The following is a 14,778-nucleotide window of genomic DNA, read 5'->3' on the forward strand; positions in this document are numbered from 1 at the left end:
CTGACCATCCGTGACCGGCCGTGTGCCCTCGCGCACGCGGCCGTCCTTCGGACGAAGGGCACCCACCATGCGCACCCCCCACGCCCTGCTCGCCACGGCCGTCACGACCACCGCGCTGGTCGCGGCGGTCGTGGCGCCGACGCCCGCGGCGGGCGCCGACGCGGTTCCGCCGCCCGGCACCACCCACTACGTGCAGAGCGCCACCACCGGACTCAACGCGGCCGACAGCGCCGGAGCGGTCGAGCAGCACCGGCCGCGCGGCAACGAGGACCGCCAGCAGTGGACACTGCGGGTGAACGGCGCCTCCCACCTCCTGGAGAACACCGACACCCCCGGCAGTTGCCTCGGCCGTGCCGGCGACCTGGCCGGGACCGTTCCCTGCACGAGCGCGGACGCGGCCTGGGAGATCACCCCCGTCGGCGCCGACCGGTACACCCTCGGCGTCCCCGGCACCGACCGCCGCCTCACCGTCGCCCCCAGACCCGCGGGGGCCGACCACCCCGCCCGGCTCGCCGTCGCCGGCGGCTCCGGGGACCTCACCCACTGGTATCTCACCCCGGTCGCTCCCGCCACCCGGCCCATGCCGCCCCAGGACACCCGCACCCTGGACCAGGTCACCTTCCTCACCTCGCACAACGCGTACGCCAACGGGGTCGACGGCGGCTTCGCCCCGCCGTTCGTCAACCTCTTCCCCAACCAGACGCGCGGCATCGAACGCCAACTCGCCGACGGCGTACGCGGATTCATGCTGGACATCCACCAGACCCCGGACGGCGCGATCCTCTGCCACAACAGCTGCACCCTGGTCAGCAGGCCCGTCGCCCTGTGGGTGGACCTCCAGCGCATGGTGGACTTCCTCAAGGCCCACCCCGACCAGGTCGTCACCGTGTTCCTCGAGGACTACGTCGACCCGGGCGTACTGCGCGCCGAACTCGCCCGCGTCACCGGCCTGTCGGACGTCCTCCACCGGCCGGACCGCGCCGGGGTGCGCGAGCACGGCTGGCCGACGATGGCGGAGCTGACCGCCACCGGGAAGCGGCTGCTGATCTTCAGCGACCACAGCCGCTCCGCCGACCAGGCCGCGGGGCTGACCCGGGACGGCTTCGGCGTCATGTACCAGCGGGAGTGGACCGTCGAGAACCACTGGTCCATGGGCTCCGGGGTCGGCACCTCCGACTGGTCCTGCTACAGCCGCTGGTACGGCGCCGGCGCCGACATCCCGCTCACCCGCACCGAGCCGGGCTTTCGGCCCCTCTTCGTCATGAACCACTTCCGGGACACCGCGATCGCGGACACGGCCGGCACGGACAACGCCAAACTCGCCGACCGCGCCCGCCGGTTCTGCCAGCCGGCCGCCCGCAAGAAGCCCAACTTCCTGGCCGTGGACCGCTACGACCTCGGCAACCCGGCAGCGGCCGTCGCCGCCCTCAACACGTACACGTATCCGTAGCCCCGTGCGGGACGGGAAGGGGCGATGCGGGTCCGGCGCCGTGAGGCGCCCTACATCAGCCAGATCCCGTCCCGCATGAGATGCCGCTCCGGCATCTCGCGCACCCCGTGCCAGGCCTGCACCGCCCGGGGGCGTACCCGGAAGAACGCGTGGACGGCCCGCTCCGCGCGCGGATCCCAGCCGGTCTTCTCCCGGAACGCCTCCGCCGCCGGCGGCGGCACCTCCCGCGCGCCGTACGTCTCCACCTCGCCGTCGATCAGGACGACGTCCCGCGTGTCGCCGAGCGCCAGCCGGGTCCGGCCGCCCTCCCGCAGGTTGCGGCCGGTGGGGTTGGCCGGCCGGGTCGCCAGCCAGACGGCCTCGCCGTCCCACACGAACGACAACGGCACCAGGCAGGGCAGCCCCTCGGCGTCCGCCGAGGCCACCCAGACGTCCATCTCCCGCTCCAGCCGGTCCAGGAGATCCCTTCTGCGCTGCTCCCGGCTCCGCTGCGGTAACTCGGTGATCTTCATACGCGGACGGTAGCCGCACGCCCCGCCCGGGCGCCTCGGTCTTCCGTCGTAGGCCCTCGGGACCAGGCCCGGGCGCCGCCGGGAGCGGGACTGGCGCGCACTGAAGTTTTACGTATAACCTCTGCCGATCGGTCCCACCCCCGCAGGGTGACCGCGCACTTCACCACAGAACAGCTGAGGAACGCACCGCTCATGACCACGCCCCGCCTCGACACCGAGACCCTCCGCCGGCTGCCCAAGGCCGTCCTGCACGACCACCTCGACGGCGCCCTGCGCCCCGCCACCCTGGTGGAGCTGGCGGACACGGTCGGCCACGCCCTGCCCACCACCGACGCCGACGAGCTCGCCGCCTGGTACGTCGAGGCCGCCGGCTCCGGTGACCTGGTGCGGTACATAGCCACCTTCGAGCACACCCTCGCCGTCATGCAGAGCCGCGAGGGACTGCTGCGCACCGCCGAGGAGTACGTGCTCGACCTCGCCGCCGACGGTGTCGTCTACGGCGAGGTCCGCTACGCCCCCGAGCTGATGACCAAGGGCGGGCTGACCCTGCCCGAGGTGGTCGAGGCCGTGCAGGAGGGGCTCGCCGCCGGCATGGCCAAGGCCGCCGCCGGGGGGACGCCGGTGCGGGTCGGGACGCTGCTGTGCGGCATGCGGATGTTCGACCGGACGCGGGAGATCGCCGACCTGGTGGTGGCGTTCCGGGACGCGGGCGTCGTCGGCTTCGACATCGCCGGCGCCGAGGACGGCTTCCCCGCCGCCGATCACCTGGACGCCTTCGAGCACCTGCGCCGCGAGAGCGTGCCGTTCACCATCCACGCCGGTGAGGCCCACGGCCTGCCCAGCATCCACCAGGCCCTCCAGGTGTGCGGCGCGCAGCGTCTCGGCCACGGTGTGCGGATCACCGAGGACATCCCCGACCTCGAGGCCGGCAAGCTCGGCCGGCTCGCGGGCTGGGTCCGTGACCGCCGGGTCGCGCTGGAGATGTGCCCCACCTCCAACATCCAGACCGGCGCCGCCGACTCGATCGCCACGCACCCCATCACCGCGCTGAAGGACCTCGGCTTCCGGGTCACCCTCAACACCGACAACCGGCTGGTGTCCGGCACCACCATGACCCGCGAGATGTCCCTGCTGGTGGAGCAGGCGGGGTGGACCGCCCGGGACCTGCGGACCGTCACGGTCAACGCGGTCAAGAGCGCGTTCCTCCCGTTCGACGAGCGCAACGCCCTCCTGCGGGACGTGGTGCTGCCAGGTTACGCGTCCGTGCTCTGAAGGAGCCCGCGCACATAGGCCGCCTGTCCGGCGTGCTGGAGGTCGTCGGACAGGACGCTGACCAGCCGCACCCCGAGGCTCACCGGCGGATCCCAGCGCTCGTCCACGATGCGCTCCAGGTCCTGGGCCCGCAGCGCGCGCAGCGCCTCCAGGCTCTGCGCGTGCACCGCGTCGTAGTAGCCGGTCAGCAGGTCGGCCGAGCCGACCCGCACCTCGGCGACCTGCGCCGGAGTGTGGCCGTACCCGGTGTCGCGGCGGGGCAGACCGAGCGCGAACCGCTTCTCGAAGTCCTGGGCGAGCCACACCTGGTCGAGCCCGAAGGCGTCCGCGACGTGGTCGTCCTGGATCCGGGTGAGGTGCCAGACCAGCCAGGCGACGGAGTTGGCGCCGGGCGCGGGCCGGGCGTTGAGGACGTCGGGGCCGAGCCCGGCCACCGCGGCGTGTACTTCTTCGCGGATCCTGCCGAAGCCGTCGATGAGGATGTCCTTGGCATGCATGGGTCCACCCTCGCGCATCCCGCCCCCGCCCGCGCCCCGTTCTCCCCCGGGAGTCCGGCCGGGCTCACGCGTCCGCGTCGTCCCGCAGGGCCATCAGCGCCCGCGCGGCGGGGCTGACGGCCTCGGCCGGCGGGAGCAGCGCCACGGTCTCGTACACCGGCTCACCTGTGCCTTCGAGCGGCAGCGCGGTCAGCGCCGCACGCTTGTGCCGGAAGTGCTGGGGGACGACGGCGATGCCGAGGTTCTCGTCGACCAGGTCCAGGAGGCTGTGCACGTCGTTCACCTCCAGCGCGACCGTGCGCCGTACCCCCGCGGCGGCGAAGGCGGTGTCGGTGGCCCGGCGCGGCCCCCAGTCGGGATGGAAGTCCACGAACACCTCGCCGCCCAGGTCGTGCGGGGCCGGCGGCGTCCCGGCCCGCGCGAGCCGGTGCCCGGGATGGCACAGCACGGTCATCGGCTCACCGGCCAGCGCCACCGGCCGCAGCCGGTCCGGGTCCGCCTGGGTCCGGTAGGCGAAGGCCAGGTCGAGGCGTCCCGCCGCGACCTCCTCGGCCAGCGCCGCCGAGCCCCACTGCCGCAGCCGGATCTCCACGTCCGGATGGCGCCGCCGGAACGCGGCCAGCAGCTTCGCCACATGCACCCCGGCGATGCACTGCTCGGTGCCCACCGCGAGCGTGCCGCGCAACACCCCCTGCACCGCGGCCACCGCCTCGTGCGCGGCCCGCACCTGGGCCAGGACACGCTCGGCCTCCACCAGCAGGGCCCGTCCGGCCTCCGTCAGCGTCACCCGCCGGGTCGTCCGTACGAACAGCGGCGCCCGCAGCTCGCGCTCCAGCGCGCGGATCGACGCCGACAGGCCCGACTGGGAGACCAGCAGCCGCTCCGCCGCCCGGGTGAAGTGCTGGTCCTCGGCGACGGCGACGAAATGCTGAAGGTGGCGCAGTTCCATGATTGAGAAGCGTATCCGCTGAATTCCATCGGATTCTCCTGTTGGACCGCTGCCCGCGGTGCGCGACAGAGTGGAGTCCGGTTCGACGGAACCGGACACCCCTGTGCCGACCCCCTGGAGTCGTGTTGTACACCCCGCACCCCGACCGTTACGCGGACCTGCCCTACCGGCGCACCGGACACAGCGGCCTGCAGCTTCCCGCGCTCTCGCTCGGCCTGTGGCACAACTTCGGTCCCGACCGCCCCGCGGAGACCCAGCGCGCCATCCTGCGCCGCGCCTTCGACCTGGGCGTCACCCACTTCGACCTCGCCAACAACTACGGCCCGCCGCCCGGCGCCGCCGAGTCCGCCCTCGGCGAGGCGCTGCGCGCGGACTTCGCGCCGTACCGCGACGAACTGGTGATCTCCACCAAGGCCGGCCACCTGATGTGGCCCGGCCCGTACGGAGAATGGGGTTCACGCAAGTACCTGCTGTCCTCCCTGGACCAGAGCCTGAGCCGGATGGGCCTGGACCACGTCGACATCTTCTACTCGCACCGCTTCGACCCCGACACTCCGCTGGAGGAGACCATGGGGGCCCTGCACTCCGCGGTCCAGCAGGGCAAGGCGCTCTACGTCGGCGTGTCCAACTACTCCGCGGAGCAGACCCGTGAGGCCGCCCGCATCCTCGGCGAGCTGGGCACCCCGCTGCTGATCCACCAGCCGCGCTACTCGATGCTCGACCGGCGGCCGGAGGACGAGGGCCTGCTGGACGCCCTGGACGAGCTCCGGATCGGCTCCATCGCCTACTCCCCGCTGGAGCAGGGCCTGCTGACCGCCCGCTACCTCGACGGCATCCCCGAGGACTCGCGGGCCGCGAGCGACAGCCCGTTCCTGGACACCGGCGCCGTCACCGGCGAACTGGTCGAGCGGCTGCGCACGTTGAACGGCATCGCCGAGTCCCGCGGCCAGACCCTCGCGCAGATGGCGCTGGCCTGGGTGCTGCGCGGTGGGCGGGTGACCTCGGCCCTGGTCGGGGCGAGCAGCCCGCGGCAACTCGAGGACAGCGTCGCGGCCACCCGCCACCTCGACTTCGACGCGGACGAACTGGCCCGCATCGACGCGGTGGTCAAGCAGTAGGCCCCTCACCCGGGCAGGTCGCCCACCCGGCCGCGTCGCACTCCTCGGCGCGACACCGCCGGGTGGGCGTCGTGCCTCCGGCTGCCGTGCGCGCCGCATTCCGGCCAACGAAAGGGGCGAATATGCCAAGAGAGTGGCCGGAAAGGCATGGTGACAGTGATTCAGCGGTGAACATACTCGACAACGAGAGCGCTTCACCCCGCGCGACGGCGCCCTCACACACAGCACGCGACCCACCGGAGAGCGAGCGCGGTCGGCCGCCGGGCAACGCAACGGGGGGAGAGGACCGTGCACGACGAGTTCCTGTGCCACGTCACGGCGTACGGGGTCTGCGACGGCCGCCGCATCGGCGTACCCCTCGGGACCTATCGCGCACCCACCCTGGCCCTGGCCCTCTGGTGGCTGCGCGATCGCGCCTCGTGGATCGCCGAGCGCCTCGACCCGCAGCCCGAGGCCGAACACTTACCCCCGGGCGCGCTCGTCCCCGTCGCTGACGGTGTGCCCGACGTGCCCGCCGTGCTGCGTGCCTGGTGCGGTGACGACGCCCGGCAGGAGGAGATGGCGGAGGCGCTGGCCGCCGGACAGCTGGTGCGCCTCGCCACCAGCGACGACACCACCGAGTACGAACTGTTGGCCGAATCCGTGGACGCCCTGCGGATGCAGCGCGCCGCCCCGGTGCTGGGCGTCCAGGTCGCCTGACCGACCGGCCGCCTGACCGACCGGCCGTTGCCCGTCCCCGAACACCTCTCCGCCGGGCCGGTCCCCCGCCCTGACCGGATTCACCGCCGCCGGCCGGCCCGTCGGCACCCTCGACCACGTGGCCCCGGAACGGATCCCCGGTCTCCGGGCGGCCGGTCGACGCCCGCTGCGACCTCCCGCCGCAGGCCGACGCCGTCCTCGACGAGGCACCGGCGAAGAGCGGAGCACGCCGGCGAGGGGAGCACGGACGGGCAGCCGCCCGAACCGGCGAAACCGCCGCAGGCCTGGGCGGAACCGGTGTGCGGACCGCGGACGCAGAGCACCGCCGGCGGTCCGGCGCGTCCCGTCAGCGGTCCGGTCCGCCCGTGCCGCGCCACCTCCCCCGGGCCGGCAGCGCGCCCGCGAAACCGGTGACCAGGCCCCACAGGAAGGCCAGCCCCAGGGCGCCCGCCAGACGCGGTGCGAGCAGCACCTGACCGGAGAGTCCGGTACCGAGGTCGCCGATGCCGAGCACGGAGAGGCCGAGCCGGGCGGAGATCCGGCCGACCAGGCAGATCATCAGAACCGTCAGCGTGAGCGCCACCGCCAGGTGCACGGCGTGCTGCCAGGCCCGGACCCGGGCCGGTGACAGGGCCGCCATCACGAACGCGACGGCCAGCAGCAGCACCGCGTCGGCCACCAGCAGCCACCACACCCTGCCGTCGTGCTCGGCGAGCGTGCTCAGGTTCAGCGCCGAGACGTCCTCGGTGCGCAGCACCTCGTCGAGCACATGCGGCAGGGGCAGCCCGAAGGGCCCCTCCACCCTGCCGTCCCAGGTGGCGCCGAGCCCGATGGTCAACGCGAGCCAGGTCACGTTGGGCAGACCCAGCAGGATCACGGCGAACGTATCCGCCGGGTGCCCCCGCGTCGCGGCGACGACCAGCGCGGTCACGGCACCGATGACGACGGAGGCGAGCAGCAGCCACAGCATCGCGCGCGCCGCGGGCCGCACCGCCGTCTGGAACCGGAGCAGCCGGCCCGGAAGGGGGGCGCCCCGCGACACCAGCAGGGCCAGCACCAGCACACCCGCCAGCCAGAGCAGGCCGACGAGGACGGTCAACGGCACATCGGCGGCGAAACCGACCTCGGGGGAGATCCCGAACAGATCCCCGAGGTTGTCCAGGGGCCCGTCCCCGAGCGAGACCTCGAAGGTGTGCCGGGCGGCGAACGCCGGCCCGAGCAGGGCGAGCAGCCACAGGGCGGCGATCCGCGCGGCCCACCCGATCAGCTCGGGCGCCCCCGCGACGGCCCGGTGGCGCAACGGACGCAGAAAGCCCCGCCCGACGACCAGGGCCCCGGTGAGCGTGACGGACAGCGGCATGACCGTCAGACCGCCCTCCGCGCCGGCCAGCCGGCCCGCGTCCCCGGACAGCCGCACCGAGCCGCCCACGGCGGTGACCACCGTCGCCGCGACCACCTGGGGGAAGGACCCGCCGGGGAGGTCCGCGGCACCGGCCGCCCACAGCCCGAGCGCGGCCACGACGCTCATGGCGAGCAGCCCGCCCACCACCGTGACCAGGGCCTGCGTCCAGCCGTGGCGGGCGGTCACCCGGTCAAAGGCGGTACGTGAGCTCACCCCTGCACGCTAAGCGTGCTTTCGCACCGGGCGCCTGCCGAAAGGTCCGTCCGCGTCGGCTTGCGACCGGCGCGCCACCGGAACACACATGGACATCCTCCCCCGCCTGAAGGCGGGGGATCCACGAAAGGAATCAGATGAACGACGCCCCGGCCACCGCCGCCGCTGCCGGCGGCGCCCAGCAGGTCGCCCGGTCAGACGTGCGGTGCCGGTGTCCTGGGCCCGGCGCCCCGGGCGCGGATCACCAGAGCGTGGTCACCCAGCCCCAGGAGGCGGTCGGCCGGGAGTTCGCCACGTGTGGTGAGGACCGCCTCGATGCGTGCGGTGAGCGGGTCGAAGGCCGCGTCGAGCACGGTGCCGCGCTCCTCGCCGTCCTCGGTGAGCACCTTGCTGCCGAGCAGATCGTGATGCGGTGGAGGCTCGGCCGAGGTGGAGGACGGCGGGCGGGCGATCAGCATGTCCGGGCCTGCGGCGTCCAGGTCGGCCCAGGCCGGCACGGTCTCCCTGCGCAGGCGCCCGCTCCGTGTCCGCACGTGGGTGACCGTGCCGGACGCCGGGTCGACCGTCAGCGCCCGCACGATGCCGAGCCGGTTCCCGTCCCCCCGGGGCCGGCACCGGCAGCCCTCGCACCCGGGAGAACAGCATCACGGCAGTGCGCCCGTCCGCCGGGCACGGGACGCGCCGACCCGCGCCACGAAGTCCGGCAGATCGCCGGTGACGTGGGTGGTGGCGTGAGCGGGGACGACCAGCGACCGGCCGGAGACGGAGACGGACACCGCCTCGCCCCGCGGCACGTACACCCGGTGCCGACGGTGTCTGGAGCCCGGTGCCGACTCCCGGTGCGCGGCCGAGCCGGAAGGCGACGATCCGGCACTGGTGCCGCCCTCGACCAGGACGTCGAGCACCGTGCCGACCGCGTCGCCCTCGTCGGTGAGGACCTGCGCGCTGAGCAGCCGCCCGTGCGGGGCGACGCGGCGGGCCACCGACAGGGGCACGCCGCACAGCGCCCCTCGTCGCGGACCATGACCGCGTGCCGGCCAAGGGAGTGCACCGCCGGCCAGGGCGGCTCCTGGGGAAGGGGGCCCGACAGCAGGGTTCGGCCGGTGAGCGTGAAGCCGGTGACGCGCCCGGCCGTGGCGTCGAGGACCGTGTCCTTGACGTGGGCCACCGCATCGCCGCCCAGCGTCACCACGGGCAGCGTCCGCAGGCATCGCACCGCCAACAGTTCGTTCATGGCTCGCCCTTCCCGCCGGAGGCGGCCCTCGCTCCGCACCCGTGTGTCCGGGTGCCTGCCGTGTGTCACGACGAACACCGATCAGGGGACTGTGTCGCCCGACTCGGGGTAGGTGGACCGGTGCAGATCGTCCGGCCAGTCCGGCTTCCCAGAGAGAAACCCATGATCGATCACCTGGACGGGGCAGTGATACCGAGCGGTTTCGACGTGCCCGTGGAACCGCTGCGGCGGGCGGCACACTTCACCGGCGAGCCGGGATGCATCGCCGAGGCGCGCGACTTCGCCACGCGCTTCCTGGAACAGCTGAGGACCGAGTGGTGCGCCACGATCGGCCGGCGGACCGACGGCGCGGCACTCCTGGTGGTGAGCGAACTCGTCACCAACGCCGACCGGCACAGCGGCGGCCCATACATCCTGGAGCTGGAGGGCACGGACGAAGCGATCACGGTCGCCGTGTACGACAGCAGCGGCACCCTGCCCCGGGTCTTCCCCCGCGATCCCCAGCGCATCGGCTGCCACGGACTGGAGATAGTCCGGGCCCTGGCGCGGGACCTCTTCGTGGAGCGGGTACCGGTCGGCAAGCGCGTCGGCGCGGTGCTGAGCCTCGACGCCGGCTGAGACACCGGCCGGCGCCGGCCGGTCACGCCTGGCTCAGAACACCTGCCGGCGGAGTCCCCATGTCCCGAGGGCGTCTTCGGACGGTCCCGCGCCCACCGGGAGACGAGAAACCGCGTACGCGGCGGCCGGCCCACCTGTGAGGGTGGGCCGGCCGCCGCGTACGGTGTGCGCCCTCCGGGGCGTCAGGCGCAGCCCAGCTCGCCCAGCATGCCCTTGCGCAGACGGCCGATGATCCGCTTGATCAGCCGGGAGACGTGCATCTGCGAGCACCCGAGCCGCTCGCCTATCTCCGCCTGGGTGGCCTCCTCCACGAACCGCATGCGGATGATCTCGCGGTCGCGGTCGCTCAGCTCGGCCATGAGCGGCGCGAGCGCGTGGAAGTCCTCGACGAGCCGCAGCCCCTCCTCCTCCATACCGATGAAGTCGGCGAGGACGGCCTCGCCGTTCTCCGGGCCGTCACCGGTGAGGGCGGCGTCCAGTGAGGAGGAGTTGTAGCCGTTCGCGGCGAGCTGTCCCTCGTTGACCTGCTCCTCGGTGATGTTCATCAGCGTGGCGAGCTCGGCGACCGTGGGGTCGCGGTCCAGACGGCTGGAGAGCTCCTCGCGGGCCTTGGCCAGTTCCACCCGCAGCTCCTGGAGCCGCCGCGGCACATGCACCGCCCACGTGGTGTCACGGAAGAAGCGCTTGATCTCGCCGACGATGTACGGCAGCGCGAAGGAGGTGAACTCGACCTCGCGCGACAGCTCGAACCGGTCGATCGCCTTGATCAGACCGATCATGCCGGTCTGGACGATGTCTTCCATGTCGTCGCCACGGCCGCGGAACCGTCCGGCCGCGAACCGCACCAGCGACATGTTCATCTCGATCAGAGTGTTGCGCGCGTACTGGTACTCGTGTGTGCCCTCCTCCAGCTCCGCCAGACGACGGAAGAACTGGCGGGACAGTTCCTTGGCATCGCGCGGAGCGACGGTTCGGGGATCCACCACCCCCGGCAGGCTCCCGTCACCCGTCCCGGCCTCGGCGTTCTCCTCGACGACCTGTGCCTGCGGCCGGATCACGGCGGTCTCCATACCTCTACCTCTCCCCACGAACGTGCACGGGCGGATGTGCGTCGGTCCTTCGGAGGTGCTGGTACCCAGCCTGTCCCCGAACACTCCCCCCGACTTTTCGAGGGGCCCGCAGAAGCCCGGCGTCCCGCCCCTTCACTCAGGGCGGAACGCCGCTCCCTTCCCCTCGGAGCGGGGATTCCTAGGCTGAGGGAGTGAGCAATCAAGCGCCCCTCGACGTCCGTGTCCTTCCCCTGCGGCCCGCGGCCCCGCGTCCGGAGCCCGCGCGCCGGGCCGCGGCCCCGCCGGGTCCGGCCCCCACCGCCCCCGCTCCCGCTCCGCCCCCCAGGGAGCCGCTCTGGCGCGACCTGGTCGGCGACGTGCTGCGGCGTGAGCGGCTCGCCCAGGAACGGACGCTGAAGGACGTCGCCGACACGGCCCGGATCTCCATGCCGTACCTGTCGGAGGTGGAGCGGGGCCGCAAGGAGGCCTCGTCGGAGGTCCTCGCGGCCGCCGCCCAGGCCCTCGGTCTGGGCCTGGGCGACCTGCTGTCGCGGGCGCAGGGAGAACTCGTCCGCGTCACCGGCCTGCGGACTCCCACCGGCCTGCGGGCTCCCACCGGCCGGGGGACGAACCGGGGCACCCCCCGCGCCTCCTACGACGGGCTGTGCCTGGCCGCCTGACGCGACCGTGCCGGGCCCGGCGCCTCACCCACCCACGAGGCGCCGGCTCAGCACCTCGTCGGCCAGGCCGTAGGACACGGCCTCCTGTGCGGTGAACACCTTGTCGCGGTCCATGTCCGCGCGCAGCGTCGCCACGTCGTGGTGCGTGTGCCGGGACAGCACCTCCTCCACCTGCGCACGGATCCGCAGCATCTCCTTGGCCTGCAGCGACAGATCGGAGACCGTGCCCCGCCGGCCGCCCGTGGCCGGCTGGCCCAGCAGCACCCGCGCGTGCTCCAGCACGAACCGGCGCCCCGGGTCCCCGCCGGCCAGCAGCACCGCCGCCGTGGACGCCGCCTGACCGACGCAGTACGTCGAGATCGGCGCCTGTACGAACGCCATGGTGTCGTAGATCGCCATGAGCGAGGTGAACGAGCCGCCGGGGGAGTTGATGTAGACCGCGATCTCGCTCTCCGGCGCCGACGACTCCAGATGGAGGAGCTGCGCGATGACCACGTTGGCCACCCCGTCGTCGATCTCGGTGCCCAGGAAGATGATCCGCTCGGACAGCAGCCGGCTGAACACGTCGTAGGACCGCTCACCCTGCGGGGTGCGCTCGACGACGTGCGGAATCGTGTACGTACCCATCGTCACAGCCCCATCCGGCGTCGCGTCGCGGCCGGCCGGACATCGTCCAGCGACTCCACCACCCGGTCCACCATTCCGTACTCCCTGGCCTCCTCGGCCGTGAACCAGCGGTCGCGGTCGCCGTCCCGGGAGATCGTCTCCGCCGACTGGCCGGTGTGCTCGGCGGTGATCCGCTCGATGGTCCGCTTGGTGAACTCCAGGTTCTCCGCCTGGATCTCGATGTCGGCGGTGGTGCCGCCGATCCCGGCGGACGGCTGGTGCATCATGATCCGCGCGTGGGGCAGGGCGTACCGCTTGCCCGGTGCGCCGACGCTCAGCAGGAACTGGCCCATGCTGGCCGCGAATCCCATGGCGAGCGTCGAGACGTCGTTGGGGACCAGCCGCATCGTGTCGTAGATCGCCAGGCCCGCGTGCACGGAGCCGCCGGGGCTGTTGACGTACAGGCTGATGTCGGTGCGCGGGTCCTCGGCGGACAGGATCAGCAGCTGCGCGCACACCCGGTTGGCGGAGACCTCGTCGACCTGGGTCCCGAGCAGCACGATCCGCTGCGCGAGGAGTTGCGCGGCCAGATGGTCGTCGAACCGGGTCGAAGGGGTGTCGCCCTCCTCGGCCCGGGGCAGCGGAGCCGGCGGCCGGCCGGCGGTGAGTGGAGACATCGGCGCTCCCGTGGTGTCGGTGTCGGTGCGGTGTTGCTCTTCGGCGCACGGCCGGTGCGACCGTGTGTCCTCACTCTCGACCGGCTGCGGCGGCCCGCGGGGATTTCTCTGCCCGCGGCAGATTCGCCAGGGGCAGAGCGCCGCCGACCGATGAGTTCCGAGGGGCGGGCCGGTCGACACCCACAGACCGCGTTCCACGCCCTTTCCCCACTCCGGGAGGTATTCCATGACCACCGACGGATTCACCACGTGTCTCTGGTTCGACGGCCGGGCCGAAGAGGCCGCGGACTTCTACGTCTCCGTGTTCAAGAACTCGAGCGTCGGCCGGGTCCTGCGGTACACCGAGTCCGGGTACGGCACGACGGGCTCCGTCCTCACCGTGGAGTTCACGGCCGCCGGACAGAAGTTCGTCGCGCTGAACGGCGGACCCGAGTTCACGTTCAGCGAGGCGATCTCCTTCCAGATCGACTGCGCCGACCAGGCGGAGGTCGACCACTACTGGGACAAGCTCGTCGAGGGCGGCGGGGAGCACGGCCCCTGCGGCTGGCTCAAGGACCGGTTCGGCGTCTCCTGGCAGGTCACCCCGGTGCGGCTGACCGAGCTGATCAGCGACCCGGACCAGGAGAAGGCGGACCGCGTCATGAAGGCCATGCTGTCGATGGGCAAGCTCGACATCGCCGCCCTGGAGAAGGCGTACGCGGGCGAGTGACACCGGCGCGGCGGGGGCGGGCCCGCCCCCGCCCACGGGCCCGCACGCCGTGCGTCCCAGCGGTGAACGCGCCTGATGCCGAACGGTTCTGGCGCATCACGTCAGCGGGAGCGGACATGCTCCCCGAGCACCCGGGTGATCTCCCGCGCGATGCGCAGGATGCCGGGGGAGCGGACCGGGCAGGGTTTCGGCGTCGACGTCGTGGGCGCCAGGCAGAAGTGCAGGTAGTCCTTGTCCAGGTGCAGGGCGGTGCGGCCCCGGTCCTGCTGGGTGCAGTACTCGGGATGGGCTTGCTCGTAGGCGTCGCACGGCAGGTACTGCGACCAGGTGTAGCGCGCCCCGGCCGGACTCACCGCGCCGCCCGCGTCGGCCACCAGGCCGCCGGAGGCTGCGGCGTGCTCCTCGTAGAGCGTGTTCACCCGGCGGACCCGGTCGGGGGTGATCGGGTCGGGGCCCTGCAACACCCAGACGAGCCGGGGCGGTCGGGCCGCACCGGCCGCGCGGATCTGCTCGGTGAGCCGGCGCGCGGCGGCCGCGTACCGCTCGAAGTACTCCTCCGGCGCGGCGTCGTAGGTGATGCCGTCCATGCAGGGGGTGTAGTCCCAGGCGTTGCCCCAGAACTGCAGCACCACGTAGTCCGGCCGCAGCGAGCGCACCAGCGCCGCCGCCTTGTCCGCCGCCGGGACCAGGGACCGTTGTGCGGAACCCTCCAGGTAGTCGCACAGGGTGGTACCCGAGTAGGGCGCGCTCGTGTACCGCGCGCGCAGCTCCTTGCGCAGTTCCCGCCCGAGAACCTTCTGGTTCTCCATCGCGAGTGAGTCCCCGAGGTACAGCACGGTGGGCGGCTCGGACGGCTCGGACGGCTCGGGCGGCTCGCCGGACGCGGCGCCGGGGGAGACCTCCCCGGAGCCGCCCGCACCGGACGAAGGGGTGTGGGGCGTGGCCGCGGCCCGTTGGTGCGTGGTGGCCGACGCCGCGGGCGCGGGGGGCGGTGGCGGTTCGGCCCCGGGCCCGGAGGAGGGGTCCCCGCACGCGCCGAGCAGCACGGCGGCCAGCGCCACCCCCACGACCCACGGCTTGCGCATACGGCGAC

The 14,778-nt window shown here is 73.1% G+C and carries 17 protein-coding genes and 1 pseudogene; 7 read left to right on the plus strand and 11 right to left on the minus strand.

Features of this window, described 5'->3' with window-relative positions; genetic code table 11:
* Positions 1 to 67: 67 nt before the first annotated feature.
* Entirely contained in the window at positions 68 to 1,450 is a 1,383-nt protein-coding gene (locus PYS65_RS32710) for a phosphoinositide-specific phospholipase C-related protein (RefSeq protein ID WP_279337574.1), read from the plus strand.
* Positions 1,451 to 1,500: 50 nt separating this feature from the next.
* Here PYS65_RS32710 and PYS65_RS32715 read toward each other — a convergent pair whose 3' ends face one another.
* Positions 1,501 to 1,962: a pyridoxamine 5'-phosphate oxidase family protein gene (locus tag PYS65_RS32715; RefSeq protein ID WP_279337575.1), complete on the minus strand. Its 462-nt coding sequence runs from the start codon at positions 1,960 to 1,962 to the stop codon at positions 1,501 to 1,503.
* 192 nt (positions 1,963 to 2,154) lie between these two features.
* Between PYS65_RS32715 and PYS65_RS32720 the strand changes: the two genes are divergently transcribed.
* Positions 2,155 to 3,234, plus strand: coding sequence for an adenosine deaminase (locus PYS65_RS32720; RefSeq protein WP_279337576.1), 1,080 nt, complete (start codon positions 2,155 to 2,157; stop codon positions 3,232 to 3,234).
* On the opposite strand, the gene PYS65_RS32725 is transcribed toward PYS65_RS32720, so the two are convergent.
* Both PYS65_RS32725 and PYS65_RS32730 read right to left on the minus strand, forming a co-directional pair.
* Entirely contained in the window at positions 3,216 to 3,731 is a 516-nt protein-coding gene (locus PYS65_RS32725; RefSeq protein WP_279337577.1) for a mycothiol transferase, read from the minus strand. The genes PYS65_RS32720 and PYS65_RS32725 overlap by 19 nt on opposite strands.
* A 64-nt stretch (positions 3,732 to 3,795) precedes the next feature.
* The gene (locus PYS65_RS32730; RefSeq protein ID WP_279337578.1) at positions 3,796 to 4,680 is read right to left on the minus strand and encodes a LysR family transcriptional regulator; all 885 of its coding nucleotides are present in this window, start codon (positions 4,678 to 4,680) and stop codon (positions 3,796 to 3,798) included.
* Positions 4,681 to 4,805: 125 nt separating this feature from the next.
* Between PYS65_RS32730 and PYS65_RS32735 the strand changes: the two genes are divergently transcribed.
* On the plus strand, positions 4,806 to 5,798 hold the full coding sequence (locus PYS65_RS32735) for an aldo/keto reductase (RefSeq protein ID WP_279338151.1): 993 nt from the start codon (positions 4,806 to 4,808) through the stop codon (positions 5,796 to 5,798).
* A gap of 288 nt (positions 5,799 to 6,086) precedes the next feature.
* Entirely contained in the window at positions 6,087 to 6,497 is a 411-nt protein-coding gene (locus PYS65_RS32740) for a hypothetical protein (protein ID WP_279337579.1), read from the plus strand.
* Positions 6,498 to 6,843: 346 nt separating this feature from the next.
* On the opposite strand, the gene PYS65_RS32745 is transcribed toward PYS65_RS32740, so the two are convergent.
* From PYS65_RS32745 to PYS65_RS32760, 4 genes and pseudogenes are all read right to left on the minus strand, one after another.
* Entirely contained in the window at positions 6,844 to 8,112 is a 1,269-nt protein-coding gene (locus tag PYS65_RS32745) for a streptophobe family protein (RefSeq protein WP_279337580.1), read from the minus strand.
* 194 nt (positions 8,113 to 8,306) lie between these two features.
* Entirely contained in the window at positions 8,307 to 8,690 is a 384-nt protein-coding gene (locus tag PYS65_RS32750) for a PRC-barrel domain-containing protein (protein WP_341483705.1), read from the minus strand.
* 66 nt (positions 8,691 to 8,756) lie between these two features.
* Positions 8,757 to 9,107, minus strand: coding sequence for a hypothetical protein (locus PYS65_RS32755; RefSeq protein WP_279337581.1), 351 nt, complete (start codon positions 9,105 to 9,107; stop codon positions 8,757 to 8,759).
* Between the two features lie 80 nt (positions 9,108 to 9,187).
* A pseudogene (locus tag PYS65_RS32760) lies at positions 9,188 to 9,346 on the minus strand (PRC-barrel domain-containing protein); the annotation flags it as partial.
* 162 nt (positions 9,347 to 9,508) lie between these two features.
* Between PYS65_RS32760 and PYS65_RS32765 the strand changes: the two are divergent.
* The gene (locus PYS65_RS32765) at positions 9,509 to 9,964 is read left to right on the plus strand and encodes an ATP-binding protein (protein WP_279337582.1); all 456 of its coding nucleotides are present in this window, start codon (positions 9,509 to 9,511) and stop codon (positions 9,962 to 9,964) included.
* Between the two features lie 182 nt (positions 9,965 to 10,146).
* On the opposite strand, the gene PYS65_RS32770 is transcribed toward PYS65_RS32765, so the two are convergent.
* A complete protein-coding gene (locus tag PYS65_RS32770; RefSeq protein ID WP_279337584.1) occupies positions 10,147 to 11,034 on the minus strand; it encodes an RNA polymerase sigma factor SigF in 888 nt (295 codons plus the stop codon).
* A 191-nt stretch (positions 11,035 to 11,225) separates the two neighbouring features.
* On the opposite strand from PYS65_RS32770, the gene PYS65_RS32775 reads away from it, so the two are divergent.
* The gene (locus tag PYS65_RS32775; RefSeq protein ID WP_279337586.1) at positions 11,226 to 11,693 is read left to right on the plus strand and encodes a helix-turn-helix domain-containing protein; all 468 of its coding nucleotides are present in this window, start codon (positions 11,226 to 11,228) and stop codon (positions 11,691 to 11,693) included.
* Positions 11,694 to 11,717: 24 nt separating this feature from the next.
* Here PYS65_RS32775 and PYS65_RS32780 read toward each other — a convergent pair whose 3' ends face one another.
* On the minus strand, positions 11,718 to 12,320 hold the full coding sequence (locus PYS65_RS32780) for a ClpP family protease (protein ID WP_279337587.1): 603 nt from the start codon (positions 12,318 to 12,320) through the stop codon (positions 11,718 to 11,720).
* Between the two features lie 2 nt (positions 12,321 to 12,322).
* Complete coding sequence (locus PYS65_RS32785; protein WP_279337588.1) at positions 12,323 to 12,976, minus strand: ATP-dependent Clp protease proteolytic subunit; 654 nt, start codon at positions 12,974 to 12,976, stop codon at positions 12,323 to 12,325.
* Positions 12,977 to 13,202: 226 nt separating this feature from the next.
* On the opposite strand from PYS65_RS32785, the gene PYS65_RS32790 reads away from it, so the two are divergent.
* Entirely contained in the window at positions 13,203 to 13,685 is a 483-nt protein-coding gene (locus PYS65_RS32790) for a VOC family protein (protein WP_279337589.1), read from the plus strand.
* Between the two features lie 101 nt (positions 13,686 to 13,786).
* On the opposite strand, the gene PYS65_RS32795 is transcribed toward PYS65_RS32790, so the two are convergent.
* Positions 13,787 to 14,770, minus strand: a complete 984-nt coding sequence (locus PYS65_RS32795; protein WP_279337590.1) for an SGNH/GDSL hydrolase family protein — start codon at positions 14,768 to 14,770, stop codon at positions 13,787 to 13,789.
* Between the last annotated feature and the right edge of the window lie 8 nt (positions 14,771 to 14,778).

Source organism: Streptomyces cathayae, assembly GCF_029760955.1.
Classification (GTDB): domain Bacteria; phylum Actinomycetota; class Actinomycetes; order Streptomycetales; family Streptomycetaceae; genus Streptomyces; species Streptomyces cathayae.